This window comes from Dendronalium sp. ChiSLP03b (assembly GCF_034531165.2).
In the GTDB taxonomy this organism is placed as follows: Bacteria; Cyanobacteriota; Cyanobacteriia; order Cyanobacteriales; family Nostocaceae; genus Dendronalium; species Dendronalium minutum.
In genome coordinates this window covers 19,182-45,128 of sequence record NZ_JAVRBR020000158.1, presented here as the reverse complement: position 1 = coordinate 45,128, position 25,947 = coordinate 19,182, and the positions used below count along the sequence as shown (strand labels likewise).

Annotated in this window: 21 protein-coding genes and 2 pseudogenes; 14 read left to right on the top strand and 9 right to left on the bottom strand. The window is 41.1% G+C overall.

Translation table 11 applies throughout. The features are described from left to right. Positions 1-248: 248 nt before the first annotated feature. Together RMY31_RS36935 and RMY31_RS36930 are read right to left on the bottom strand one after the other, a co-directional pair. Positions 249-488 carry a hypothetical protein gene (locus RMY31_RS36935; protein ID WP_322657363.1) on the bottom strand — a complete coding sequence of 80 codons (240 nt, stop codon included), beginning with the start codon at positions 486-488 and terminating at the stop codon, positions 249-251. 215 nt (positions 489-703) lie between these two features. Further along, positions 704-2,293 (bottom strand): helix-turn-helix domain-containing protein, encoded by a 1,590-nt coding sequence (locus tag RMY31_RS36930; protein WP_322657362.1) that lies wholly within the window; start codon positions 2,291-2,293, stop codon positions 704-706. 1,025 nt (positions 2,294-3,318) lie between these two features. On the opposite strand from RMY31_RS36930, the gene fdxB reads away from it, so the two are divergent. The 7 genes from fdxB to RMY31_RS36895 all read left to right on the top strand — a co-directional run bounded on the left by fdxB (position 3,319) and on the right by RMY31_RS36895 (position 9,530). After that, complete coding sequence (gene fdxB, locus RMY31_RS36925) at positions 3,319-3,612, top strand: ferredoxin III, nif-specific (RefSeq protein ID WP_322657412.1); 294 nt, start codon at positions 3,319-3,321, stop codon at positions 3,610-3,612. A gap of 533 nt (positions 3,613-4,145) precedes the next feature. After that, complete coding sequence (locus RMY31_RS36920; protein WP_322657361.1) at positions 4,146-5,123, top strand: cytochrome c oxidase subunit II; 978 nt, start codon at positions 4,146-4,148, stop codon at positions 5,121-5,123. Between the two features lie 80 nt (positions 5,124-5,203). Next, complete coding sequence (gene ctaD / locus RMY31_RS36915; RefSeq protein ID WP_322657360.1) at positions 5,204-6,883, top strand: cytochrome c oxidase subunit I; 1,680 nt, start codon at positions 5,204-5,206, stop codon at positions 6,881-6,883. Positions 6,884-6,963: 80 nt separating this feature from the next. Continuing rightward, on the top strand, positions 6,964-7,551 hold the full coding sequence (locus tag RMY31_RS36910; protein WP_322657359.1) for a heme-copper oxidase subunit III: 588 nt from the start codon (positions 6,964-6,966) through the stop codon (positions 7,549-7,551). A gap of 79 nt (positions 7,552-7,630) precedes the next feature. Further along, positions 7,631-8,113: a hypothetical protein gene (locus RMY31_RS36905; protein ID WP_322657358.1), complete on the top strand. Its 483-nt coding sequence runs from the start codon at positions 7,631-7,633 to the stop codon at positions 8,111-8,113. Between the two features lie 200 nt (positions 8,114-8,313). Next, complete coding sequence (locus RMY31_RS36900; protein ID WP_322657357.1) at positions 8,314-8,925, top strand: cupin domain-containing protein; 612 nt, start codon at positions 8,314-8,316, stop codon at positions 8,923-8,925. Between the two features lie 134 nt (positions 8,926-9,059). Next, the gene (locus RMY31_RS36895) at positions 9,060-9,530 is read left to right on the top strand and encodes an ArsC/Spx/MgsR family protein (RefSeq protein ID WP_322657356.1); all 471 of its coding nucleotides are present in this window, start codon (positions 9,060-9,062) and stop codon (positions 9,528-9,530) included. A gap of 104 nt (positions 9,531-9,634) precedes the next feature. Here RMY31_RS36895 and RMY31_RS36890 read toward each other — a convergent pair. The 5 genes and pseudogenes from RMY31_RS36890 to RMY31_RS36870 form a co-directional block, all read right to left on the bottom strand. Further along, positions 9,635-9,760: pseudogene (locus RMY31_RS36890) on the bottom strand (Uma2 family endonuclease); the annotation flags it as partial. Between the two features lie 20 nt (positions 9,761-9,780). Continuing rightward, positions 9,781-11,649 carry an ATP-binding protein gene (locus RMY31_RS36885; protein WP_322657355.1) on the bottom strand — a complete coding sequence of 623 codons (1,869 nt, stop codon included), beginning with the start codon at positions 11,647-11,649 and terminating at the stop codon, positions 9,781-9,783. Positions 11,650-11,885: 236 nt separating this feature from the next. After that, positions 11,886-12,368, bottom strand: a complete 483-nt coding sequence (locus tag RMY31_RS36880; protein WP_322657353.1) for a response regulator — start codon at positions 12,366-12,368, stop codon at positions 11,886-11,888. 52 nt (positions 12,369-12,420) lie between these two features. Then, positions 12,421-14,712 (bottom strand): ATP-binding protein, encoded by a 2,292-nt coding sequence (locus RMY31_RS36875; protein WP_322657352.1) that lies wholly within the window; start codon positions 14,710-14,712, stop codon positions 12,421-12,423. Between the two features lie 56 nt (positions 14,713-14,768). After that, positions 14,769-14,972, bottom strand: a complete 204-nt coding sequence (locus tag RMY31_RS36870; protein ID WP_322657351.1) for a hypothetical protein — start codon at positions 14,970-14,972, stop codon at positions 14,769-14,771. Positions 14,973-15,818: 846 nt separating this feature from the next. Between RMY31_RS36870 and RMY31_RS36865 the strand changes: the two genes are divergently transcribed. From RMY31_RS36865 to RMY31_RS36855, 3 genes and pseudogenes are all read left to right on the top strand, one after another. Continuing rightward, on the top strand, positions 15,819-16,067 hold the full coding sequence (locus RMY31_RS36865; protein WP_322657350.1) for a hypothetical protein: 249 nt from the start codon (positions 15,819-15,821) through the stop codon (positions 16,065-16,067). A gap of 82 nt (positions 16,068-16,149) precedes the next feature. After that, positions 16,150-16,389 (top strand): annotated as a pseudogene (locus RMY31_RS36860) (Mo-dependent nitrogenase C-terminal domain-containing protein); the annotation flags it as partial. Between the two features lie 104 nt (positions 16,390-16,493). Beyond that, positions 16,494-16,712, top strand: a complete 219-nt coding sequence (locus RMY31_RS36855; protein WP_322657349.1) for a hypothetical protein — start codon at positions 16,494-16,496, stop codon at positions 16,710-16,712. 134 nt (positions 16,713-16,846) lie between these two features. On the opposite strand, the gene RMY31_RS36850 is transcribed toward RMY31_RS36855, so the two are convergent. Beyond that, the gene (locus RMY31_RS36850) at positions 16,847-17,893 is read right to left on the bottom strand and encodes a glycerophosphodiester phosphodiesterase (RefSeq protein ID WP_322657348.1); all 1,047 of its coding nucleotides are present in this window, start codon (positions 17,891-17,893) and stop codon (positions 16,847-16,849) included. A 232-nt stretch (positions 17,894-18,125) separates the two neighbouring features. On the opposite strand from RMY31_RS36850, the gene RMY31_RS36845 reads away from it, so the two are divergent. Then, positions 18,126-18,356 carry a hypothetical protein gene (locus tag RMY31_RS36845; protein ID WP_322657347.1) on the top strand — a complete coding sequence of 77 codons (231 nt, stop codon included), beginning with the start codon at positions 18,126-18,128 and terminating at the stop codon, positions 18,354-18,356. Positions 18,357-18,467: 111 nt separating this feature from the next. After that, positions 18,468-20,501, top strand: a complete 2,034-nt coding sequence (gene ligA / locus RMY31_RS36840) for an NAD-dependent DNA ligase LigA (protein ID WP_322657346.1) — start codon at positions 18,468-18,470, stop codon at positions 20,499-20,501. Positions 20,502-20,662: 161 nt separating this feature from the next. Here ligA and RMY31_RS36835 read toward each other — a convergent pair whose 3' ends face one another. Further along, positions 20,663-21,034 carry a zinc ribbon domain-containing protein gene (locus RMY31_RS36835; RefSeq protein WP_322657345.1) on the bottom strand — a complete coding sequence of 124 codons (372 nt, stop codon included), beginning with the start codon at positions 21,032-21,034 and terminating at the stop codon, positions 20,663-20,665. A gap of 665 nt (positions 21,035-21,699) precedes the next feature. Here RMY31_RS36835 and RMY31_RS36830 point away from each other — a divergent pair. Together RMY31_RS36830 and RMY31_RS36825 are read left to right on the top strand one after the other, a co-directional pair. Beyond that, positions 21,700-24,441 carry a GAF domain-containing protein gene (locus RMY31_RS36830; RefSeq protein ID WP_322657344.1) on the top strand — a complete coding sequence of 914 codons (2,742 nt, stop codon included), beginning with the start codon at positions 21,700-21,702 and terminating at the stop codon, positions 24,439-24,441. A gap of 659 nt (positions 24,442-25,100) precedes the next feature. Beyond that, complete coding sequence (locus tag RMY31_RS36825; protein ID WP_322657343.1) at positions 25,101-25,871, top strand: hypothetical protein; 771 nt, start codon at positions 25,101-25,103, stop codon at positions 25,869-25,871. Positions 25,872-25,947 lie beyond the last annotated feature (76 nt).

Below are 25,947 nucleotides of genomic sequence, written 5' to 3'. Positions count from 1 at the left end.
ATCGTTGAGTGTGAAGATTGTCATGTAGCGCTTTGGTCAGAACTCGATATTGCTAGCCAAAGTGGCACAATAATAGAAAGAAAAACACCTTAACATATCGTTGAAGAAGATGTTAGGGCATATTAAATAATGATTGTCTGAACTATCTGCTCATAAACAGACTATATATCGGTGGTAGGTGAGCGTATCTCTTAAAAGTCTTTGCAGAGTTAGGCAAGGATACCAAAAGTTTCAGAAAGGGAGAAGCGCTAACGATATACTGGGCGAGGAGTTGTACGGGGTGAAATACGCTCTTGACCACGCCGCACTCGATTTTGTGTATATCCGCGACGGTTATAACGCGAAGAATGAGGTCTTAGACGATTTTGACGGTAAACTCGCGTTGGAGAAGTTTGCCTTCTTGGTGCAGCTTGGGAGTCCAAACAAACAACTCCAACATTAGCTGTTCCTAAAAATAAAGCCATCACAATAGATGCTAAGCGTTTCATACATTGTCCTCACTAGAATGTATAACTACTTATTGTGATGAGTCCCTAAACTTAACCCTCTTACTTCAGTTGGACATGATTAATCTAAAAGTTAGAAATTAGCAAAGGTTGCTCTGTTCCTTTTCGTCAGAAGACAAAAGTGTTGTCATGCAACTACTGATGCACGCTGATGATGGGGATAATTATCAGCGTGTATCTATAGTTGCAGATTTCAATTAAGCAATATTTAGGACTTTTCGTAACAGTACTTGGTCTTCTAACTTGGCTTTTAACCGACCATTTTCTACATCTCGAATCCAGCTTTGACTTTTACCTGTGAGCTTTGCCAATTCCCGCTGAGAAAGTTTCAAATTTTGCCGCGCTTGCAAAATCTGTTCGCCAAGTAAATCACCTGTGGTTTTAGGCTTTCTTCTAGACTTGATAGTTCGCCGCTGCTTTTTCTCAGATTCAGAGTTTTGTTGTTCCCATTCTGGCGGTAGTTCAAAAGATAAAATTCGTGCATTCATCAACAGATTCCACTTGCCACGAGGGCCTGTATCTGTGAGACGGTTTTCACCACCACCATCATTAATCCAAAATTCTAATGCTTCATCTGGATCTTCTGGAATACCCGTTAACTTGGCCCACAATGGTTGAATTTCTGGTGGGTAAGTTACAGGATCGAAAATTGGTTTAATGCCAAGATGATTGAGAACTTCTAAATCATTTTCAAATGTTCGCAGCAAACGTTTACGTTCTTCTCGTTGTCTGGCAGCAAGGGCGACTTTTTCTTCACCGTAAGCGATGCGTAGTAAGGTAGGAACTGTGATGCGTTGTTCTTTACCCATTTTAGTTTTAAACAGCAACCACAGCATTAGTCTGACTGCTCCTTCATGTTGCTGCCAAATGCTCATTACAGTAGTTAACAGCGTTTTGGGTAGACTACCGTATTGATAGAATCCAGTACGCTCTTTACATGCTTGTTTGTTTGAGAAATACTGGGCCCATATCCCTGCTCTGACTTTAAAAGTTAGTCCGACTAAATATTTGCACCCCATGTTGTCTTCTTGAAAGTGGTGCTGAATGTCTACCAAGTGCCACAAGCGGCTCTGTTTAACTGAGAATCCTTGAACTCGACCTTGTTGGGGCCAGTCAATGGAAACGATTAACGAGCAAGTTTGTTGCACGATGTTTTTCATTAAAGCTAGCTTGGCATTTTTACTTAGGTCTTTGCGTTTCTCTAAGCCTAAATATTTCTCAATTTGGCGTTCGTCGATCGCAAATTCCTGTTCCCAAGGTTGCTCTAAAGCTGTAGCATGAGCTGCAAATATCAAATGAATGCAAGCAGCTCTAATGTCAAGTTCTTCAATTGCTGCTAAGTCTGTGACGCGATCGCTAACTTTACATGGATCTTGGATGTGAAAAGCGATCGCTCCCCGACCTTGTTTGACTTGTCGGCCATAACACAAGTAACCTTCAGCATCGGTTTGCCAGTTCAAAGATGTACGTTGTGCCAATACGTTGCAAGCTTCCCAAATTGCGATCGCAGAAGCAAATGGGTTACTCTTACCATTGGAAAATAAATCTGAGCTGGTAGCGTCTCTCGGTTCAACTTTACATCTCCCCTTTTTCGCCTGCCAAGGCATCGGAGATTTTGTCGGACAAGCTATTACACATTGCGGTTCCGGATAATAGCCTTCGCAGTTGTTACAAAGACAAGGATCGATCCAGTATTCATCGTTTTCTAGTTTGATTGCACCCGTAGGACATTGGGGACGGCAGTTGTCACATCCAACGCAACTGTTGTTAGGAATTGTATAAGGCATAGGGCTAGTTCCCACTCTAATCGTTGAGATGTCTGGCTCAGGTTTCCCCTGGATGTGTCCTCTTATTTATCATTCGCTACCACATTATCTCCGTAGCAAGAATAATCTTTTCTTGCTGTCATCATTCCCCACATTCATCTTCAGACTTCCCATCCAATTGGAAGCTATTTCAGGCTTTTAAACTGAGCCTAATATCACTTCTTTATTAACTATACTTTTCATAAAGATTTCAATAAGTTTGTTCACAATGAGCTTAGAAGTATTTCTTTATATTTGAATAAATATTTAGCTTACTAACCTTTTCTATTTGACTGAGAAATCTTACCTAAAGTCTTTTTAACGAGTGTTTACGCCTATTACAATTAAGCTTTATGCGATTTATTAATAATTTTAATATTTAACACTATTTAATATTCTGCTATAAACGTTACATTTCCTTTATAACTTAACTTGACTGCCTCAGTTGCATTTATATCAATCGATAATTCATGCTTTGATAAAAATTATATAGACAACTGAATAAGAGGTTAATTGAGTATTATTGCTTTGCCTAATCTCAGCTTAAAACATGCAACTTTCATAGCTCAACGGATAAATTGTATAGGCAAATACTATTGTAATTACATTTTTTGTGCGGATTGAAAACTTGAAACATAATCTCATTATTTATAGGATTACTGTTGACTGCATATAGATAACCAACAAAAAATTATTTGTATGTGCTGACACATGTATTTATTATCGCCTAAGCATAAGTCGGCTAGTCAGATAAGCTTTATAAGACCTGGGATAATGCGAATCATGTAAAATAAGCGTCTTGTTAGTAAAATTTACTCAATAATTATTGATAAAAAGTGTTATTTAGAATTTAAAACTTAGAAAATTACGATTTTTTTTCATAAAGTCATCAAAATTTGATTAGTTGAAAATTAATTGATTGACATCAAAACAAGAGAATGAGATTAGGTTAGGATGATGATTAAAGCACCAACAAAATTGTAGGCATAACTGCCAAGGAGTTAATGATGGCAACACTAACAGGAGTAACATTTGGAGGAAAGACTTGGACACCAAAATTTGCTCAAGCAATTGACAAAGACAAATGTATCGGCTGTGGCAGATGTATGAAAGTCTGTGGTTATAGTGTGTTGGATTTGAAAGCACTCAACGAAGAAGGAGAATTTGTAGAAGACGAAGATGATGAAGAAATCGAACGGAAAGTAATGGTAGTTGCTACTCCAGAAAACTGTATTGGTTGTGAAGCTTGTGCGCGGATTTGTCCTAAGAACTGCTACAGCCATGCGGAATTGAACAATTAAGGTTTTTTAGAATTGTTCAAAGTTATTATTTTTACATGGGGCACTGTTAGAAAAAAGCATGAATGTGCTAGGCAAGGTAATTAGAGGGGAATAATAGATACTTAGCGAATCTCAACACAAAGTTCGCAGTAAACAGAACCGTAAATCACAAATTGTTAGTTATTAACAAATTCATACTTGCTGCTAATATAGCTTGGTCAATATTAAGACTAACGGTGTACTCTTGTAGAACGTAGCTTTTTTGTAACCAAAAAGCTCCTTTGCCATAGGAGTTAAAATATATTGTGATTTATTGGGGGTAAGGATGTGAAAAGATCTGGAAAATTCCCCCAATTTTTATAACTGTGAGATAGAAAAATAATAAGTGAAAAGAAAAAGCTGCCCTGTGAAAATCTAAAAGTCAGTAGCCAAGAATAGGGATTGGGGATTAGAAAATGAGTTTTTCCCAAGACTTAATACCTAACAACCATTACCTAATACTTAAAAGCCGAAAATCACACGTATAAAGACGTTTTACAGAGCAGGTAGCATGTATGGAACAAATTCCTGTTTCACTATGGACTCTGGTCGCTGGGATAGTAGTCACAGCTATCAGCGTTTGGATTGGGCAAAATCACACTCTACTGCCAGTACAAGCATCGCAACAAGCACCTTTGGTAGACGGATTTTTCAACATCATGTTTACCATCGCCATTGCCCTATTTCTGGTTGTAGAAGGAACCATTCTGATTTTTTTGATTAAGTATCGTCGCCGTCGAGGAGATGATAGTGATGGCGTGCGAGTAGAAGGTAACGTTCCTTTAGAAATCTTTTGGACGGCAATCCCATCACTGATTGTCCTTGTATTAGGCATCTACAGTGTCGATGTTTTTAACCGAATGGGAGGCTTTGAACCAGGGAGTCATCCCCATTCTTCGGCTCATGTTGCCCATATGCCGGGAACCGCTCTCGCAGCTACTCTGAATGATACCTCCGAAGCCACAACAGCCCCAGCAATTGGCATTGGCGCAACTCCCAAAACCCTAGGCAAACCAGCCGACTTGGTTGTCGATGTTAAAGGCATACAATACGCCTGGCTATTTAACTATCCGGAAACTGGTATCAGTTCTGGGGAATTGCATGTTCCCGTTGGTGCTGACGTGCAACTCAACCTTTCCGCAGACGATGTAATTCACTCATTCTGGGTACCAAATTTCCGGTTGAAGCAAGATGCGCTTCCTGGTATCCCTACAGAACTGCGATTTGTCGCCACCAAACCGGGTACATATCCCGTAGTTTGTGCTGAACTGTGTGGCGGTTATCACGGTTCCATGCGGACACAAGTAGTTGTCCACACACCAGAAGAGTTTGATAGCTGGCTGACTGAAAATCAAGTTGCTCAAAAGCAAGACCCCCAACAAATCGTTGCAAGCAATCCAGCCGACTTATCAACATCAGAGTTTCTTGCACCTCATGCTCATCATATGGGGATTAGTGCAGCAACTCTAGAGTCATTAGTCAATGGTCAGTAGTAGAGACGCGATTAATCGCGTCTGTAGTCAGTGGTCAGTGGCAAAAAACTAACAACTGACAAAGGACAAAGGACAAAAATATGACACAAGTAGAATTTCCACGGAACACGCCACCAGAAGAAAATAAACCCCCAACGGCTGTTGCCCACACCTCTCATCCCAAGGCGTGGAAATGGTACGACTACTTCACGTTTAATATTGACCACAAAGTTATTGGTATCCAATACCTAGTGACGGCGTTTGTGTTCTATCTCATCGGTGGACTGATGGCGATCGCTATCCGTGCCGAACTAGCAACACCAGATGCAGATGTGCTAGACCCTAATCTGTATAACGCTTTCATGACCAATCACGGGACAATCATGATTTTCTTATGGATTGTCCCTAGTGCGATTGGGGGATTTGGTAACTATCTAGTGCCACTGATGATCGGTGCTAGGGATATGGCTTTCCCGAAGCTGAACGCGATCGCCTTTTGGTTAAACCCGCCAGCCGGTGCGTTAATACTAGGTAGTTTCATCTTTGGCGGTTCGCAATCAGGTTGGACAGCTTACCCACCTTTGAGCTTGGTAACAGCGCCCATCGCTCAAACAATGTGGATATTAGCGATCGTCTTGGTGGGAACTTCCTCAATTTTGGGTTCGCTGAACTTTGTGATCACCATCCTGATGATGAAGGTTCCCAGCATGAAATGGGATCAGCTGCCCTTATTTTGTTGGGCAATCCTAGCAACTTCAGTTTTGGCACTGCTTTCCACCCCAGTGTTAGCTGCGGGTTTAATACTGTTGTTGTTTGACCTCAACTTTGGGACTTCCTTCTTTAAACCAGATGCAGGCGGTAACGTCGTTATTTACCAACATCTGTTCTGGTTTTATTCCCACCCCGCAGTATATTTGATGATTCTGCCCATCTTCGGCATCATGTCCGAAGTGATTCCCGTTCACGCCCGGAAGCCAATTTTTGGTTATAAAGCGATCGCTTATTCAAGTTTGGCAATCTGCGTCGTCGGTTTGTTCGTCTGGGTACACCACATGTTTACCAGCGGTACACCCGGTTGGATGCGGATGTTCTTCACCATCTCTACCCTAATTGTTGCCGTTCCCACTGGCGTGAAGATTTTTGGCTGGGTTGCTACCCTGTGGGGTGGTAAAATCCGCTTCACCAGTGCCATGCTCTTCGCCATTGGCTTGTTATCCATGTTTGTTATGGGCGGCTTAAGCGGCGTGACAATGGGAACAGCCCCCTTTGATGTTCACGTCCACGACACCTATTATGTAGTCGGGCATTTCCACTACGTTCTATTTGGCGGTTCCGTGTTTGGCATCTATGCCGGTATCTATCACTGGTTCCCCAAAATGACCGGACGGAAACTGAATGAAACCTGGGGTCAAATTCACTTTGCCCTCACCTTCATCGGCACCAACCTCACCTTCCTACCCATGCACGAGTTGGGCTTGCAAGGAATGCCCCGACGAGTTGCCATGTATGACCCGCAATTTATCGACCTCAATCAGCTTTGTACCTTTGGTTCATTTGTCTTAGGGCTATCGGTAATTCCCTTTGCGATCAACATCATCTACAGTTGGAGCAAAGGCAAGCTAGCGGGTGATAATCCTTGGCAAGCTTTGACCTTAGAATGGACAACCAGCTCGCCACCCCTCATCGAAAACTGGGAAGTGTTACCCGTTGTCACTCATGGCCCTTACGACTACGGTCACGCAGAAGTACAGCCAGCAGCCACACCAGAAGCTAGTGCTTAGATAAGGCAAACATTGTAGAGACGCGATCAATCGCGTCTTTACCTGACCATTATTAGACATTTATTCATTAGGTCAACAATATGACCATAGCGACCACGAGCGAACATCACGAAGAACACCATCCAGATTTAAGAGTATGGGGACTGTTAACGTTCCTAGTCTCGGAATCTCTGATGTTTGGAGGGTTTTTTGCTACTTACTTGTTCTTTAGAGGCAGTACAGCAGCTTGGCCTCCAGAAGGAACCGAAGTAGAACTGTTATTGCCCACAATTAACACCATCATTCTGGTATCCAGCAGTTTCGTCATCCACTGGGGTGATACGGCGATTAAAAAGAATGATGTCAAAGGAATGCGGCGGTGGTACATTGTTACCGCAATCATGGGGGCAATTTTCTTACTTGGTCAGGCTTATGAGTACGCAACTTTAGGATATGGTTTGACCACCAACGTCTTCGCCAACTGCTTTTATATCATGACTGGGTTCCACGGTTTGCACGTTTTTGTGGGACTGTTATTGATATTAGGAGTATTGTGGCGATCGCGTCGTCCCAATCACTATTCCGCGACCAAACATACTGGCATCGAAATGGCAGAAATTTACTGGCACTTCGTAGACATCATCTGGATTGTTCTTTTCACCTTAGTCTACATTCTCACTTTGTTTTAAACAGGGAATAGGGAACAGGGAAGAGTAGTTATTATTTCTCCCTTATCCCTACTCCCTACTCCCTACTCCCCAAAAGATTATGCAAGTTGATGCCAATCGATTCTCCTGGTTTGAGGTTCCAGAAGATATCAAAAAGTTACTAATATTAGCAGCAAAAAACTGGGAAAACACCTCAGAATCAGAAAAGTATATTCAACAAGCTTTATCTAAATCTGATGGAAATACAGAGGTTTTGGTAGCAGCTTATAGATTTTTCTATTATAAAAATAATTATTTACTTGCGCTACAAACAGCAGTCAAAGTTTTAGATAAAATTAAAGAAGAAGAGCAATTTCCTGATAATTGGTATCTCCTCCAGGCTATATTAGTTAATCGGCGAGAAGAACCAAAAATCAGGTTGTATTTAAATGCTTATGCTGCTGCTGGATTAGTATTAGCAAAATTAGGAGAAATAGAACAGGCGAAAGAAATAAGCATCAGAGTCAAAGACATTGACCAAAAGAACGATTTTGGAGCTGGAATTCTCCTAGATATTTTGACACGTCCGCCAGAAGAAGATTAATCAGCCAACAGTCATCAACCAACAGTCATGAATACTTTTTACCATCCTCTTTCCATTTCATCTAGTCTTCCTAGTAACCCTCTTCCTTCTACTGTTCCCATATCTCCTGTCAGCATTCCCAATTATGATAATGTTGGCTCTCAATACCCTGCGCCAATATTTCTCTTACCACAATCTTCTCAACTGAAATTTTAAAGGTTATGAAAGGTAGGGATTGGCTGGTAACTGAAGACGGTCATTATCAAGTCTGTAAATCTGTCAGAGCATGGGATTTATTAAGAGAGAATTATCGTCTTTATCGGTTTCTAACCGAAGTAGAAGATGTTCTCAATGGCGTGGACGATGAATCCAGTAGTCTGCTAGAAATCAGAATGCTTGTAAGGCGTTTGATTGTGAATTCCTACTGGGTAAGAAGTCAATATTTAGAGCCTTCTCCCAAAACGGGAACTTCTGTTTTACTCCTATATGATGAGTTAGGTTTTCCCCTAACTGTGCAAACAGTAACATTTGCACCGGGAACTATCTCAAACATTCATAATCATGGGACGTGGGGAGTGGTCGCCGTGTTAAAAGGTCAGGAAAAAAATACTTTTTGGCGACGCGATCGCACCCCAGAATCAGAGGACAAAATTGAACTTACGGGTGAAATAATCTTATCTCCAGGAGATATTGTGAGCTTCACTCCTGGAGCAATTCACAGTGTACAAGCAGTAGGTGACGAACCAACTGTGACTTTTAATGTTTATGGGGAAACCGATCCGAAAGAAAGATTCGAGTTCGATCCAGTTAAACATAGTGCTAAAAAGTTTTAACACCATGCTTACAACATTTTTTAACTGCGTAAGCTCCGAAGCCAAAATCTATGTAAAGACACACTATGGTGCGTCTCTACAGTAGTTGTAATTACGAATTACGAATTACGAATTAATAATTAGGAGGCAGTTGAATGGCAAGAGTAATTTTCTATGAAAAACCAGGCTGTAAAAATGGTACTAGGCAAAAAGTTTTATTAACAGCTGCTGGTCATGAGGTAGTAGCATACAGCCTATTAACAGAACCTTGGACAGTTGAACGCTTACGCTCATTTTTTGGCGATCGCCCCGTAGCGGAATGGTTTAATCGTTCTGCCCCAAAGGTAAAATCTGGTGAGGTGGTTCCCGAAAATACCAATGAAGAAACCGCTTTGTTGTTAATGCTGAAAGAACCTTTGCTCATTCGCCGTCCTTTGATTGAAGTAGGCGATCACCGTGAGGTAGGCTTTGATGTAGAAAAACTCGATGCTTGGATTGGCTTAAAACCTGTAGATGAATCCTTCAAAGAAATGAGTGAAAGCCTAATGAACCAGGATTTGCAAGGCTGTGCCCACGGTAATGGTCATCACCACCACAATCAGCAAGGCGGCTGTAACCATCATTAGACTAGGAGGCGCAGTTAAAGCATAAATTGATCGTTAATTTAATCGCTGCCATGTCAACTCCATACTGACATGGCAGTTATGATTTTGATACTAGTACTCACGATTCAGGTAATTCCTGCTTGTTGAAAAATCTGTTGCGGTGTAATTTGCAGTCCTTCGAGAAGAGAATCTTCTAAACTGTCTGCACCATTTTTTGTTTGAGGTCGCGCATCATGATAGAAAATAGTGACGTTTATTCTCACTTACCTACTCAATTAGTAGTAAGTCGCTTTGGTAAGCTGACTGTAACTGTAGTTCCTTGTCCTACTTGACTAGACAAGGTAATACTGCCACCATGTAACTCTACGCAAGCTTTAGCGATCGCTAACCCTAAGCCTGTACCAGGAATTGTGTCAACGTTACTTCCACGACAGAAAGATTGAAATAAGTTTTCTTGGTCTGCGAGCGGTATCCCAATTCCCTCATCTTTAATAGAAAATATCACCTCTGATTCTTTGCCGATGAGGTGAAATTCTACAGTGCTTTCATTGGCAGAGTACTTAATTGCGTTAGACATTAAATTTGCAAAGATTTGCTGCAAAAGTCCGCGATCGCCCCAAAAGCCTTGGTTATTCCCAGTAATCTGAAAAATCAATTTATGACGCTCGCCTAATGTTTCTCGCTCTTGTTCTATGAGATCAGAGAAAAATTGCAGCAAATCGAGCGGGATTGGCTTAAACTTGGCTTTATCCAACTCAAATTGGTTAACTAAAAGCATATTATCCACGAGTTTGGACATATACCTTGCTTTCTGCTCAATAATTTGCATGAATCTGTGTTGTTTCGATTCGTCCAACCGCTTGCCATGTTTTTCTATAGTTGATGCAGCAGCAAGAATGGAAGTTAAGGGTGTTCGACACTCGTGAGAAACTGTGCCAATGATTTGAGATCTAAAAACGTTGAGTTGCTTTTCTTTCTGTAACGCCGCTTGAGTTTGAGCAAGTAATTCAGCTTGTTGAATAGCGATCGCTAGTTGCACCGACACTTCATAAAGCATTTCTACATCATCAGGTTGCCACTGTCGCTCCCCTGAATTTTGATAGGCAATCAACAAGCCCCAAGGCTTGGGGGTTGGCTTGCCATTGTTACTTAGATTAATGGGAACTACTAGATGTGCTTTAGTATGAAATTGCTCTGTGAGGGTGTCATAACAATTACTCAAGCCAGCTTCATAGACATAAGAAATTGCTCGTTTACAAGGTATTAGGGATTGGGGATTGGGTAACTCTGGGGCCCCTAATGGGTATTGAGTATTAGCAAACAAGCAGGAAACCATAGGAGAAGAATCTAAATTTACCCTCTGCTCCTCTACCTCTCTACTCTTCTGCTCTTTTGCTCCTCTGCCTCTTAAAAGTCTCCAGTCTCCAGTCTCTAGTTCTGTGTCCTCATAGCAGATATCTTGGATACGATTCTCCAAATGAGAGGCTACTCTTTGATAAACCACTCTTTCGCTGTCTACGCGATCGTATAGTCCTACAACGTCGGATGATTCAGCAGAGGAAGCAACTATCTTACCACTCAAGTCTGGGGCGAACTGATATACCATCACGCGATCGCACTTCAGAAGTTGCTGTACTTCTACTACAGCCGTATTCAAAATTTGCTCTAAGTCAAGAGACTGACGAATTCGCAGAGCAGTTGTGGCTATTAAACGCTGACGCTCCTGAGTTTTGTTGAGCTGAACTTGCAAGCCTAATTGCTTGATGGCGTTGCGGACTGCTAGTTGCAATACATCTGGCTTTAGTTGTTGCTTAACCAAATAATCTAAAGCACCCCTTTTCATCGCTTGTACAGCGACTTCTTGATCGCCACGTCCTGTCAATATAATTACTGGTGTAGCAGTATCAAAAACTTCTTGATTTAGCTTATCCAGGAGTTCTAGCCCACTCATATCTGGTAGGCAAAAATCAAGCAGAATGACATCGAAGTGCATTTCTTGGCACAAAGCAAGTCCATCATCTGCACAGTCTGCCTCTAAGATTTGGTAAGACAGGTGCGGATCTCTCAAAAGAAATCGACGATAGATTTTTCGATCTGCTACACAATCATCAATGATGAGTAGTTTCCATGTATCTAACATACAGGAGCTGGGAACAATATAGATCCCTCTTATTTAGATTGTGATTTATTACATAATTCTAAAAATAATCTAAAATCCGAAACAAATATAAATAAAATCTAAAATTCTTTACTAAACGCAAAAGTACTGGGGACTGGGTACTGGGAAAGAAGCAGGAGTTAGTTATTTCTTGTTCCCCCGCTCCTCTGCTCCTCCGCCCCTCTGCCCCTCTGCTCCCCAACCTCTCCATCCCCCGTCTACACAAATTGATCTGCAATTGGCGGAGTATTGGTTGCTAGCCAGTAGTCTACGAATGCTCGAATTGTCTTTTGTAGTTCCTGAGCATCCATTGGCTTAACCAGATAGCCGTTTGCGCCTTTTTGGTAACAGAATTCAATATCCCTAGGGTTAGATGATGTGGTAAAAACCACAACGGGGATTTCCTTAAAACTCCTATCTTGCTTTAGCCGCTCTAAAATGTCACGACCATCAATCCCTGGTAAATTGAGGTCGAGTAGAATGACAGAGGGCCGTGGTACTACATCAAGATTGCGTGGGGCTTCGCCCTTGCCGTAGGCATCGTTTCCCCCCGAATAGAGGAATTCTAAAACCTCATCCCCATTAGTACAGCGATATATGGGGTTCTTGACAGCCATCCGCCGCATTAGGCGTTGTAGCATCTTAAAATCTTCATTGCTGTCCTCTACAACAAGCAGCGGTTCATGAAGTTTTGTTGTCATTCTCGCTCTTAAAAAAACTTAACAAAAAAAAATATAATGTTATTATTTTAGATTATTTCAGCGTAAAATAGAACGTCGAGCCAAAACCTATGCTGGACTCAACCCAGATATGACCGCCATGAAGCTCAACAATCTTTTTAACAATAGCTAGCCCTGCACCTGCACCTCCACCGTACTTTTCCTGAGAGTGGAGCCGCTTAAAGAGTCGGAAGATAGTTTCTAGGTGATGCTCCGGAATACCAATACCGTTATCTCTGACGTAGAAAGTGATTGGGAGTTGGGAGTTAATTGTTTTATCTTCCCCTGCCTCCCCTGCTCCCCTGCTCCCCTGCTCTCCTTGGTAGCCAATCTCAATCCATGACTCTGTTTTATCGTTGTATTTGAACGCATTGCTAATCAAGTTACTGAAGACTTCGTTAACTAGAACTGGGTCACACTCAACTGTTGGTAAAGGTCGGGGAATGCGAATATCAATAAGCTCTGAGTCTTGGCGACTAGCATGAAAGACATCAATTACTTGGTTGAGCAATTCATTGAGATTGATTTGTTGTTGTCGCAGTTGCGTTTGTCCTAACTGCGACAACCGCAGCAGCGCATTAATCAAAGTTTCCATTCGCACGGACAAGGAAACCACTGTCTGCAAGCACTCAATCCCATCATCGTCTAGGACTTGGGCGTAGTCTTCTAGCAACACAGTCGAGAAGTTATAAATGCCGCGCAAGGGTTCTTTGAGGTCGTGGGAAGCAGCATAAGCAAAGGAGGCTAGTTCTCGGTTGCTGCGCTCTAACTCTAGGTTAATTTTGGCTAACTCATCCGCCTTAGAAAGTACAATACCCACGATCGCATTCTTCAGAGCTAAGGCACTGTCAATTTCACATTGTTTCCAAGGTAAGGAAGTTAATTGAACTGTTTCTTGCCAATTCTCAAAGGATTTTCGCGGACAAAGGGTAACGTTACCATCTGCCTCAACTTGAATGGATTCGTTGGGATTACCTGCCCAGTGTACCGTTTGGATGACTTCGGGGCGAAACCAAAGGATGTAATATCTTAGAACTTGAGAAATCCGCAACAGCAGCAAGCCACTAGTAGTATCTTTGAATGTAACAGCCTCTGGGTAGAGCTTCGGTAGAGAATCGGTCACAAACAAATTGTCATTAACTTGGGTGTCTGCCCATTCAATTAACGCCTGCACCCGATTAATATCTGGTGTTCCTCCCACAAGTGTAATTTCATCATTCAAACAAACTGCTGCTCCGGAAGCACCGACAAGATCCAGCAAGCGGATTTCCGGTTTAATTAGGGCATCTATAAAATTGTCTGCTTGGGAAATGGATTCTATGAACTCAGACTGTAGCGATTTGAGTTTTACTTTGTAGTCTAACTCTGACTGACTGACTTTGTGGGCTAACTCTAACGAAACAATCCTTCCTAAAAACTCGCATATCTTCCGCATTTCGTAAGGAATATGCTTCGGGGTTTTATGATGACAAGCTATTAATCCCCAAAGCTGCTGCTCTTGAACGAGCGAAATTACCAAAAGAGCCGTCACTCCCATATTTTGATGATATTCCACGCAACACGAATCAAAACTCCTGAGTACAGATAAGCTCAAGTCGAGAGGTTGTTGTGTTGTAGGGTTTTCAATTGGAACTAGTTTGACAGGTTGAGCATTCAAATCGGGGATAAATCTCAGTAAGCAGCGTGTATATAGTTCTCTTGCCTGCTGGGGAATATCTGTAGCAGGATAGTGGAGTCCTAAATATGGTGATAAATCTTCCCGTTTGGCTTCGGCAATCACAGAACCCGCTCCTTGGTGGTCAAATTGATAGACCATAACCCGGTCAAATGCCGTAATTTCTCGTGTGTTGATCGCTACCAGATGTAAAAATTCTGTCAAGTTTGATGTGCTTTGCATGTTGGCGATCGCTTCACCTGCCAAAGCTTGAAAGCTTAAGAAACTCAACTCCGAACTAAATGTCGGTTCTAGCTCAAGAATCAGAACTTCTTCTGTACGATGAGCAATGCTATCAAAGTATCGTTCACCATTCAAAGTCATAATTGATACTTTAAAAGCATTAACACTACCAATTTTTTTCACCAAGTACTGCTCGATCGCTTCAACTGTCCGAGCGTCAAGCAAGTAGCTCAAGGATTGACCAAGTAAATCTTTTGGCTCTTTGCCCAAGTATTCTTGGGTATTGTTGCTAACTTGCAGAATCTCTAGCTCGGTACTAAGTGCTAGTAGTAAGCCATGAGGTTGAATAGAGCCAGGTATATGAATGGGTTTGCGATCGTGGTTAGTCAAAGAATTTGTTTGGGCAGCAATATCTTCAGACTGGCTCATGAATCAACTGATGGAGAGCTGATTTTTATAAAAACGCAATTTAATGTCACATTTCTTCAAAGTATATCCCAAGTTGCGTAGACGCAAAGAGAAGTTGCGTGCAAAGAGAAGTCGCCAGGAGGAGCCACTGCGTTGGTGTTAGCGTAGCGGTAGCGACGTAGGAGCGTCGGCAGTCGCAGTCCTGGCGGTTTCCGTCGGTTGCGAACTGCCGAAAGGGTTCCCCGACTTGTATCGCTAAAGCGGAACCCGCAGGGTAGCAAGTGGCGTGGTTTCCCTCTAAGCGAACTTCTGCTATGGTCGACGCTGCGCGAACGGAGGGTTCCCCCCGTTGAGCAAACTTCGGAGCGGTAGGGGAGCAGGAAAGCAGGGGGCACAGGAGAGGGTTTATAGCTTTTACCCGTTCTAGGTGGGACAGCTTATGGCAGCTTGGAATTTCCCATTGCTTGAGTGTCTCCAGAACAAATTGCGATCGCACGGATATCGACTAAATGCCAAATCAGGATTTATGAATATACAGCGGATTTCAAGTTGGTGAAGTACACAACCTAGTTTTCAAAGCCAAGTAGAAAGCGTGTTTTACTTCTGAATTCTGAATCCTGAATCCTGAATTCTGCTAGAAATACCGCAATCAAAGCTACTTCAACTTTTAAATAAATTGGAGTAAACTTTCTTTACAATTAGCAATAATTAATCATTTCTCCAAAATATTCGTTAATTAAAAAGAAAGTATTCACTTCTGCCAAGAAGCTAATAGAACTGCAAATACATAGTATTTACACCAAATGATATTGTAAAAAAGTCGAAAGGAATATCTAATTAAACTTACAATTAATTCTCAAGGGCGAAGATTTTTATAGTTTAATTCGACAAAATAGAAGCATAGTAAATAGCTTCTAATTAATAAGCATTCAAGTGAAAGCATGAATAATAAAGGATAACTTTAATTCTTATCCTCACTAGCAATTACTTCAAAACTGCTTTTAACTTGAGGTAGATTTTTCTAATTTCTAATACATCTTTAGTATTAGCAAATTTTGTGTTTCTTTTCCATTCAACGATTGAATGCTTTTTAAGCAGCAGAAAACCCTCTACAAGGATGTAAATTTATGACTGGACAAATGTGCTGGCTCCCAACTTTAGGAAGTAATGGCGAATTGATTTTGCACTTAAGGACAGCATCTAATCAACCATGGCAACCTTACAGAACCCGTCCAGAGGCTGTACAAGATTATGACATCCCTCACGGTTCAAAGGGATGGGCGACTTATCAGAAATTGCGTCATTCAGGTTGGACTTTAATTTCAACAGCACAAGCTCGAACTATTACATTTAGACAGAATTTGAAAACGGCATAACTCTTTGAGCCTACAAACCTTAATCACCTAATAAGTGTGGAGTGGAAAGATGTTAATTCAAACTCAAGCCATCGCCTATTTTGATTTATTGAATTACTTGCGCCAAAAACTTGATTCACTCGAAATTACTAATCCTAGAGTTGCTCAATTATTTTGTTGGCTGATTCCATCTTGCTGCCCGTTTGAAAGAACTATCAAAGTTTTTCAGCGAACAATCTTTCATATTCCACCATTGTGTAAGCTTAACCCGCTTTATGAGCAACTCGTTGGCATTCGTTTTCGCTCACTCAATTACCTCGCAAGCGAAAGTACTGAAATTTAATTTCTTCTCATAGCTGTATAAGTTCTTTGCATATTTGCAATTTATCTATTTCCAGGTACGAGCATCTCAAACAGAACTGTTTGTAATTGAAAAAGGATTTAACTATGCTGACAATAGCAGCAACTTTACCCAGGTTTAAAAAAGAGCAGCAAGTAAGCTTCGTGGGAGGCTTAGGCATCATCAAAGGCTGTTTACCAGAAGCAGATACTTGGACTTACCTAATCGAGATGGAAATGGGTTTAGAACCTAAAATGGGTAGAATCGGCAGCGAAACCAGAGTGTTGTTACCTGAAAATGATATTTGTTTAAGCGAAAATTATTAAGTAGATTGGCGCGATTTAAGTATATGTTGACTAATGACTATTAAGGGTCAATAGTCTAATTGAGTCAATTTATTCTGCCTATAAGGGGTGAGGGATGAACCATAAACCCATTACCAAAATCTAAAATCCAAAATCTAAAATCCGTCTTGAAAAGTTTGCTGCGGAGGGAAACCCTCCTTACTACTTTTCGCAAAATCTAAAATTACTTGCTTGGCTGTATCTGGATAATCGCTAAATACGCCATCAATACCGAAGCTGAAAAACAATTTATATTCCTCTTGGGGATTTTCTTGAAAGTCCAGCGGTAAAAATAAGTCTTCATTACGAAAAGTCCAGACATGAACCAGCAAAGAAGCTGTATGAGCATCTTTCACTAAAGAAGTCGGCGACAGTAACTTACCGATGTTATCTCTTGGAACCAACAGATTTTTATGAATACCAATCGCTTGTGCATATTTAGCAATCTCTCTTAAACCTGATACAGTTGCTAAATCTGCATAGGTGCGGTTATCACCATTTACGACAAAATCATAGGGTTTGCCGCTGATGTTAAATAATTGCACCAGCGGTAAATCAGTTTTTGTAGACAAATCTTGCAAATTACTCACTTCAAAAGACTGAATGAAAACAGGTGCGTTAGCTCCTTGATAATGGTTTGCTTGTAATATTGCTAATAGAGGTTCTTCTAAAGATAACCCAAGAGATTGGAAGTAAGTTGGGTGTTTAGTTTCTGGATAAATACCAATATTTCGCCCAATTTCTACACTTTTCAGCTTAACTAAATCAATGATTTCTTGCAGTGTAGGAATTTCAAATAATCCATCATAGTTAGTATTTTTTGGGCGTATCTGAGGAATACGTTCTTTAGCTCGTAGTGTTTTCAATTCTACAAGCGTAAAATCTTCTGTAAACCAACCAGTTTTTGATTCTCCATCAATTATCTTGGTAGTTTGACGGTGAGAAAATTCTGCACGATCGGCAACATCGGTGGTTTGTGAAATTTCATTTTCGTGACGAGCAATTAAAACACCATCTTTAGTTGAAACTAAATCTGGTTCTATGTAGTCAGTTCCTAATGCGATCGCTAATTCATAAGCAGCTAAAGTATGTTCGGGACGATACCCGCTAGCGCCTCGGTGAGCAATGATAATTGGGTGTTTACCTGTGAAAGTTTTAACCATAACTATACATCCTATTTGTGGTTTTGTAAGTTAACAACTCAAAATTCAGTTTTATATCCTTATTTTCGTCTATTAATAAAAAATTCCCGAAGAAAGGCAAACGGCAGAGAGCAGAAGCAGAAAGGAAAATTTTTTATCCTATAAATAAATAAATTTAGGGTATTCCTTCTGCTTTCTTAAAAGTATAAAATTAGTCAAACTTAAGAGTAGATTTGCTGTCTGAAATACAAAAATGGAAACTATCCAAGCTCACAAAGAAATTATCTTGATGGATAGGGCAACTGGTGATTTATTTGAAGGAGGTGCAGCACGAGAAATGTTAGGTCTACTGATGGATGCAACGATTCGCATTAAACCGAGTAACCTAGAAAAGTACGTTGTGTTTGTCCAAAACACCTCTGCTAATCGTAAACTGATTGGCAAAACCCGATTTTTATATAAAGTCGAAGACTGGGATCGTTGACCAACCTCTTGCGCTATCTTCACCCTTGTAGGTGAACTATACAAACAAAGCCTGCATAAGCAGGTTTCATCGTCTTTAAACTCTATTCCTAAGTATTTAACCAAAAGTCTAATGATACAGATTGAGCCAGTAGTAAAGCGCGTACAAGAACTGCGCCAGTTGTTGCAACAAGCCAGCTATGCATATTACGTACTAGATGCACCAATTATGGAGGATGCAGTTTATGACCAGCTGTATCGAGAATTGCAACAGATAGAAACTCAGTATCCAGAATTAATCGTGCCCGATAGTCCTACTCAGCGCGTGGGTGAGAAACCAGCAACGCAGTTTACCTCGGTGCGGCACAACATCCCCCTGTACAGTCTAGAGAATGCATTTAATGTTGATGAGTTGCAAGCGTGGGAACAGCGTTGGCGACGACAAGTACCAACAATAGCCTCAGTAGAATATGTCTCTGAACTCAAAATTGATGGATCTGCGATCGCTCTTACTTACCAAAATGGCATTCTAGTTAGAGGGGCAACTAGAGGTGATGGAGTGATGGGTGAAGATATTACCCAAAATGTCCGAACAATTCGCTCAATTCCGTTGCGCTTGAATTTAGCAGGTTTAGAAAACCTAGAAAAAATAGAAGTGCGAGGTGAAGCGTTTTTGCCTTTAGAAGTGTTTAAACAAATCAACCAGGAAAGGCAAAAAGCAGGTGAGCAGTTATTTGCCAATCCTCGCAATGCCGCAGCTGGTACACTTAGGCAATTAGACTCGCGCATTGTAGCTCGGCGGCGATTAGATTTCTTTGCCTATACGCTGCACATTCCTGGTATGGATGACGCGAGTATTGCTAATACGCAATGGGAAGCGTTGGAGTTGTTGCAGAAGATGGGTTTTCGGGTGAACCCTAACCATAAGCTGTGTGGCTCCATAGTAGAAGTGGCAGAATATTACAAGTACTGGGATACGGAACGGCTGAATTTACCCTACATGACCGATGGGGTAGTAGTGAAGCTAAACTCTTTTAAACTACAAGAACAGCTAGGGTTTACACAGAAATTCCCTCGGTGGGCTGTGGCGTTGAAGTACCCAGCAGAAGAAGCACCCACCCGTGTAGAAAATATTGCAGTGAATGTCGGTAGAACAGGTGCGTTAACACCATTGGCAGAAATGCGCCCCGTGCAACTAGCGGGGACGACAGTTTCCCGTGCTACTTTACACAATAGCGATCGCGTCACCCAATTAGACATCCGCATTGGTGATACTGTGATTGTCCGCAAAGCTGGGGAAATCATCCCAGAAGTGGTGCGGGTACTCAAAGAACTCCGTCCTGCTGACACCGAACCCTTTGTTATGCCCACTCATTGCCCAGTCTGCGGTCAGCTAGTGGTGCGCGAATCAGGTGAAGCAGTAACTAGGTGCGTCAATGCTTCCTGTGCGGCGATTCTAAAAGGCTCAATTGAACATTGGGTAAGTCGTGATGCCTTGGATATTAAAGGTGTGGGCGAAAAGCTAGTGCATCAACTTGTTGATAAAGGTTTAGTGCATTCCGTTGCCGATCTATATGAATTGACAGAAAATAAGTTGTGTGCGTTGGAAAGAATGGGGGAAAAATCGGCGCAGAAATTGGTAGATGCGATCGCTCAATCGAAAAACCAACCTTGGGCAAGAGTATTGTATGGTTTAGGTATCCGTCATGTTGGCAGCGTGAATGCTCAATTATTGACACAAAAGTATTTCACAGTAGAACAGTTAACAACAGCGAAGCAATCAGATATCGAAGGCATTTATGGTATCGGTGCCGAAATAGCTCAGTCTGTGTACCAATGGTTTCGCATTAATGCTAATCAAACTTTAATTGAACGTTTGCAAGTAGCAGGTTTACAATTTACCGCCGTAGAAGAAACAACTATAGGTGATAGTAATCAAAAATTGGTAGGTAAAACTTTTGTAATTACAGGTACTTTGCCAACTTTAAAGCGAGACGAGGCAAAGGAATTGATTCAAAAAGCTGGTGGTAAAGTGACTGATTCAGTCAGCAAAAAAACTGATTATTTGGTTGTAGGAGAAGATGCAGGTTCTAAATTGGATAAAGCACAGGCATTGGGAATTAATCAGTTAAACGAAGCACAGTTATTGGAAATTTTGGAGAATTAAGCAGATTAGTTAGAAGGCAGTCCTTAATTAAAAAAATTCACCAACATGCATAAAAAAGGGGCTAGGAACTACGGACACAAAGACACAGAGAAATTATTGAAGAATTCTCTCCTCTGCTCCTCCCCCCCTCTGCCCTCTTTGTGCCTCCTAACTCAGCACTTTCAAGTTAGTGACATTGTTATTACCAAACAGACGAATAATAAACCTATTAATAGCAACAAAGCCTGATTGCGGTTTACCCAGCTTTTAAAAGTTGTGCCAAAGCTACTAGTATCAGACTGCTTTTCCAAATTTAACTTGCTCTGTTCAAGATTTTCATAGAGCGTACAGTCTTTGGCGTAAGGACGTTGGGGGAAGTTACAGGTGTTGTCAACGTGATAGGTGCAGCTATCGCATAGATACTCATTCCCTGTAGCACGGTGTAATGGAATACCAGGATGCCCATAAGCTTTGAGAGTTGTACGGCAATAAGGACAGCTAATAGCTTGATTATCAACGAGTTGCCGACAGCGAGGACAAGATATTTTAGCCACAACCTAAGCGCGAATAAGTAAACATTTTGATTTTAGCTCGTGTGAATATAGGGAGAAGCAGAGGCGTAAGGCCTTGTACCCGTACTTGGGAGTGGAAGAAGAATTTTAATCCACTGTATTGTCGATTCTTCCGTATTTGATTACTTCTACCATTTTAGATTTTAGCTTTTGAAGAGCTGACTGTACCTTGCTTTGTTAAATCCATCTGTTGCATTCTATTGCAAATTTAGGATTGCAGAATTTTTCAACTGAAAGTAGAAAATCTCGGAATGTTAAAGTAATACTTCTCCCTTAACCGAAAGGTATTGAAGGTATGGGGATTGGGGAGCAGTGTTTGAAGGTGTTTGCAAAGATGTAGGAATGATTTTAGTCACCCAGATTTGATGCTATTGCAAATTTACTAGTTAAAATTACTTATTTATTTATTATTAACTATCAAAAATTTATAAAAATATAACAAATATATAAATAGAAAAATATTTGGATTTTAATGATTTGCATAGTTTTACCGAATACATCTCAATATCTGAGGATATAAAATTAAGCGTTATTAATAATATTTTTTTAATGTTTGACCCTTGAAAAATTATAGATCCAAATGGTATGTCGCATCTGGCAAGGGTTTTCTGAACAATTTTATAACTTTTATTTAGGTGTAATAGGTAATGGCATTTCCCGATAACCCAAGTGGTTCGCCGCAAACTTTCAACCAAGAAGGTTTATTGCATCAGATAACAAACCAGATTAGGCGATCGCTCGATCTGCAAGAGATATTAACAGCTACTGTTGCGGAAATTCGCTTATTCTTGGGTACAGACCGGGTAATGGTGTATCAGTTTGATGCTGATGGCAGCGGTGAAGTCATTGCCGAATCTATTAATCAACAGCGTCTGCCATCACTATTAAGATTGCATTTCCCAGCAGATGATATTCCTCAAGAGGCGAGAGAACTGTTTCTTTCAGTACGGCAACGTTCGATAGTGGATGTCACCACCGGACAGATAGGACTATCGCCACTACAGTCAAAAGATGGTAACTCTCTAGAAACGGAAAATATTTACTATAGACAGGTAGATCCTTGTCATATTCAATACTTAAAGGCAATGGGCGTACAGTCTTCGTTGGTAATGCCGATTTTACATCAAGACCCTAGCGGACAATCAGCAAAACCAAAATTATGGGGATTATTGGTATCACACCACAGTCAACCGCGAACGATTTTAAAGCGGGAACTGAAAGTAGTGCAACAAGTCGCCGATCAAGTTGCGATCGCGATCGCTCAAAGTAACTTACTCACCGAAGCCCGTGCCCAACAAGAGCGAGAAGCCACAATTAACCGAGTCACCATGCTTTTGCATAAACTACCTACAATCCAATTGCAGGAAGCGCTAGAAGAAGTGATTGCGACCTTTGGTGGTGTAGGTGGTAGGCTTTATATCGATCGCAATACAGAAGTGTATGCATGGGGCGAACAACCGAAGCTGCCCTATGGTTTAGAAAACAGTATCATCGAACAACATCCCGTCTGGCAAAACTGGATAGCTGAATTTAAACCAGCTAATATTTGGGCAATTACCGATCTTTACAAAGAACCGCGTCTGCGAGTTTTGGCTCCTGCCTTCCAATTAACTCAGATTCGGGGAATTTTGCTGATTCCCCTACATTTACGCCAAAATTTCATTGGTGTTATCAGCATTTTTCGCCCTGGATTCGATAGCGAAATCTTATGGGCAGGACGGCACGACCAAAATCAGCAACAAAGACTACCCCGGCTTTCTTTTGAAGTTTGGCGAGAGCAAAAAAGGGGGCAAGCACTTGAGTGGAAACCTGAAGAAATCTCGCTAGCGGAAGCCTTGTGCTATCACTTTTCCATAGCAATTCAGCAGCAGCAAACTTACCAACAAGTACAGGTATTGAATACCAACTTAGAATATCGGGTGCAAGAGCAAACCGCTGAACTCGAAAAATCGCTACTAATTACCAAGGTACTCAAACAAGTCACAGAGCATATCCGCAGTACATTGGACTTGAAAACCACCTTGCAAACTATTGTGCGGGAAGTCCGTCCCCTATTAAATTCAGACCGGATGTTGATTTTCCAGATAGGGGATGAAGCTAATGGTCAAGTGATTGTAGAAGAGATAAATGGCAACTGGGTATCGGCGTTAGGAATGAAAGCGCCACCACAATGCTTTCCCGACGAGTATAGCCGTCTTTACTTTCAAGGCAGGGTAAGGGCGATTAATAATGTGTCAAAGGCTTCTTTAAGTGCTTGCCATCAAGAGTTCTTGCAGACTCTGCAAGTGCAAGCTAACTTGATCGTTCCGATCAAAATAGGAACGCAACTTTGGGGGTTACTTATTGCCCATCAGTGTGATGCTCCCAGAAATTGGCAGGATGCAGAAATTGATTTCTTGCGACAGTTAGCCGATCAAGCAGCGATCGCGATTCAACAAGCGCAACTTTACGAACAAAGCTGTGTTGCCGAAGCAGAAGCCAATGCCAAAGCTGCACAATTAGAGCATACACTGCATGAACTCCAAGAAACACAGTCAAAATTAATTCACTCCGAAAAAATGTCCAGTTTAGGACAGTTAGTTGCGGGTATGGCACACGAAATTAACAACCCCGTTAACTTTATCTACGGCAACCTGTACCACGCTAGTACTTATACTCAACAACTGATGGAACTTTTACAACTCTACCAGTTGCACTATCCCCGCCCGAAAAAGGAAATTGACCTAGCAACCGAAGCGATCGATTTAGATTTTTTGGTGGAAGACTTGCCAAAAATCATGTCTTCAATGCAAGTCGGAGCCGATCGCATCCGCTCTATAGTATTATCATTGCGAAATTTTTCTCGTTTGGATGAAGCCGACAATAAGCCAGTTGATATCCATGAAGGGATAGAAAACACATTATTAATTTTGCACCATCTCCTCAAATCAAATGTCCATTTTACTGCTATCGAGGTCATCAAAGACTATGGCAACTTGCCACGGGTAGAATGCTACGCCGGGCAGATGAATCAGGTATTTATGAATGTTCTCACCAATGCCATTGATGCCTTAGAAGAAAATAGAAAAATAGAAGGAAATAATTCGCTTCCCTCACCTAAAATTTGGATTTCTACTAGACTCTCAATTGATAAATTACGCCTGTTAATTCGCATTGCTGACAATGGTCCAGGAATGACTGAAGTAGTCAGAAAACGAATTTTTGATCCATTTTATACTACCAAGTCAGTAGGTAAAGGTACAGGACTGGGGCTGGCAATCAGCTATCAGATCGTTGTAGAAAACCATGGTGGACTAATGGAGTGTATTTCAGAGCCAAGTAAAGGAACAGAATTTTGGATTGAGATTCCTATCAAACTGCTAAGAAAAGTAAACGTGACTGAGGATTAGGGATCGGGGACTAGGTAAAAAAATCAAAAGTTTTTGGAATTTGACTAAAAAACTAGAGGCTTATACTCTTTTTACAAGCTGTATAACTATTGACTGGGATAACAACAAAGTAGGCTGCTAAAGATAAAGAACTAGCAGGTTTATCTGTAAGTTGATTTCAAGCTCGCTCGGCTTTCATTCACATTAAAAGTAAAGTTTAGTTGCAAAAAAATCTACATTAATATTAGTAGTGCTAATCTAATAATTGAAGCTAATAAAGCTTCCCTGGCAGATGCAACAGCTAGATTGAAACGAAAAGAGGTAAAAGACGCTGTTTGATACATGTCTGTCTCGCCCAAACCCAACAACACCCAACGCGAACGCTGATATTTCCTCAAATTATTGAAAATCAGGGGGCGCTGTAACTGGTTTTCATTGCTTGTTTATAGTGATGGAAAAAAGTACATCCCTGGCTAGAATAAACAAGGGGAGGAAATAATCAAAGCTAGTAGAAGCTTGGGTGTTGTTGCATTTAAGGGTACGGCAAGATGTCATACCAATTTGAAAAATGATTGCGACAGATGGATTCACACACACTGAACATGTAAAGCGATTCCTAATCCAAAATGGTATAAACTTGTACAAAGTTGAATAGCAAGAGACATTTGAAATAGCGCCTTATGTCAATTATTGCGCTCAGAGCATGGTATCTTCAGGATTATGAACCGATCGCAGAACTAGAAAAACGTCCGCCAGACATTCGCCTCAGTAAAAAAAGCCTGCTGAGATCGGCAATGCGAGCGGACTTTTTAGAAGACAGTGACGAAGTAAAGCAATCAACTTGGTTTGGGCGCTATCTGGAAGGGGAAAATGTTGAGTTTTATATAGAAGGTAGTGGTGGCTATTGTGTCGCTAACATTGATTTGATCAGCCATGAAATTTATTTCACTAAACAAGCCTTGTTAGCTCAGTTAGATCCAACAATTTTTTTCTGCTATCAAACTGAGTATGCCGCCGCGAGTGATGCCCTAAAAGAGGGATTGCAAAAGAGTTTAGAATCTTTAAATTTGCGATCGCGCCTTCCCCTATCATTAGTAGAATCCTATCGTCCGAGCGATGCTCCTCTACGGTTAAGCCGCACCATGATGCGAAAAATCCGTAAGAGTTTGTTGTTTATTGCAGACACTACACCCATTGCCAACATTACAGGCAAAGAAACCACCCAATTGATTCCTAGTCCTAATGTCTGTGTTGAAATTGGCTATGCAATACAAAGTAAGCGTTCAGAACAAATTTTGTTGGCGCACATGCAACGCCCAGACATTGATGGGCAATTTCCTTTTGACTTACCCATACAGCAAATCTTGCAATTCAAAGACAGTAAAGAACTAAATAAAATTCTCAAAAAGGCGATTGAAACTCAGCTTGCAAGATTCAAATTATTTTTTTGAAGATATTATTGATACTAAAATTGTTGAGTGATGACCACTGTCAAAAACTTCAAGCAGAACATTTGTTGTTGGAGTT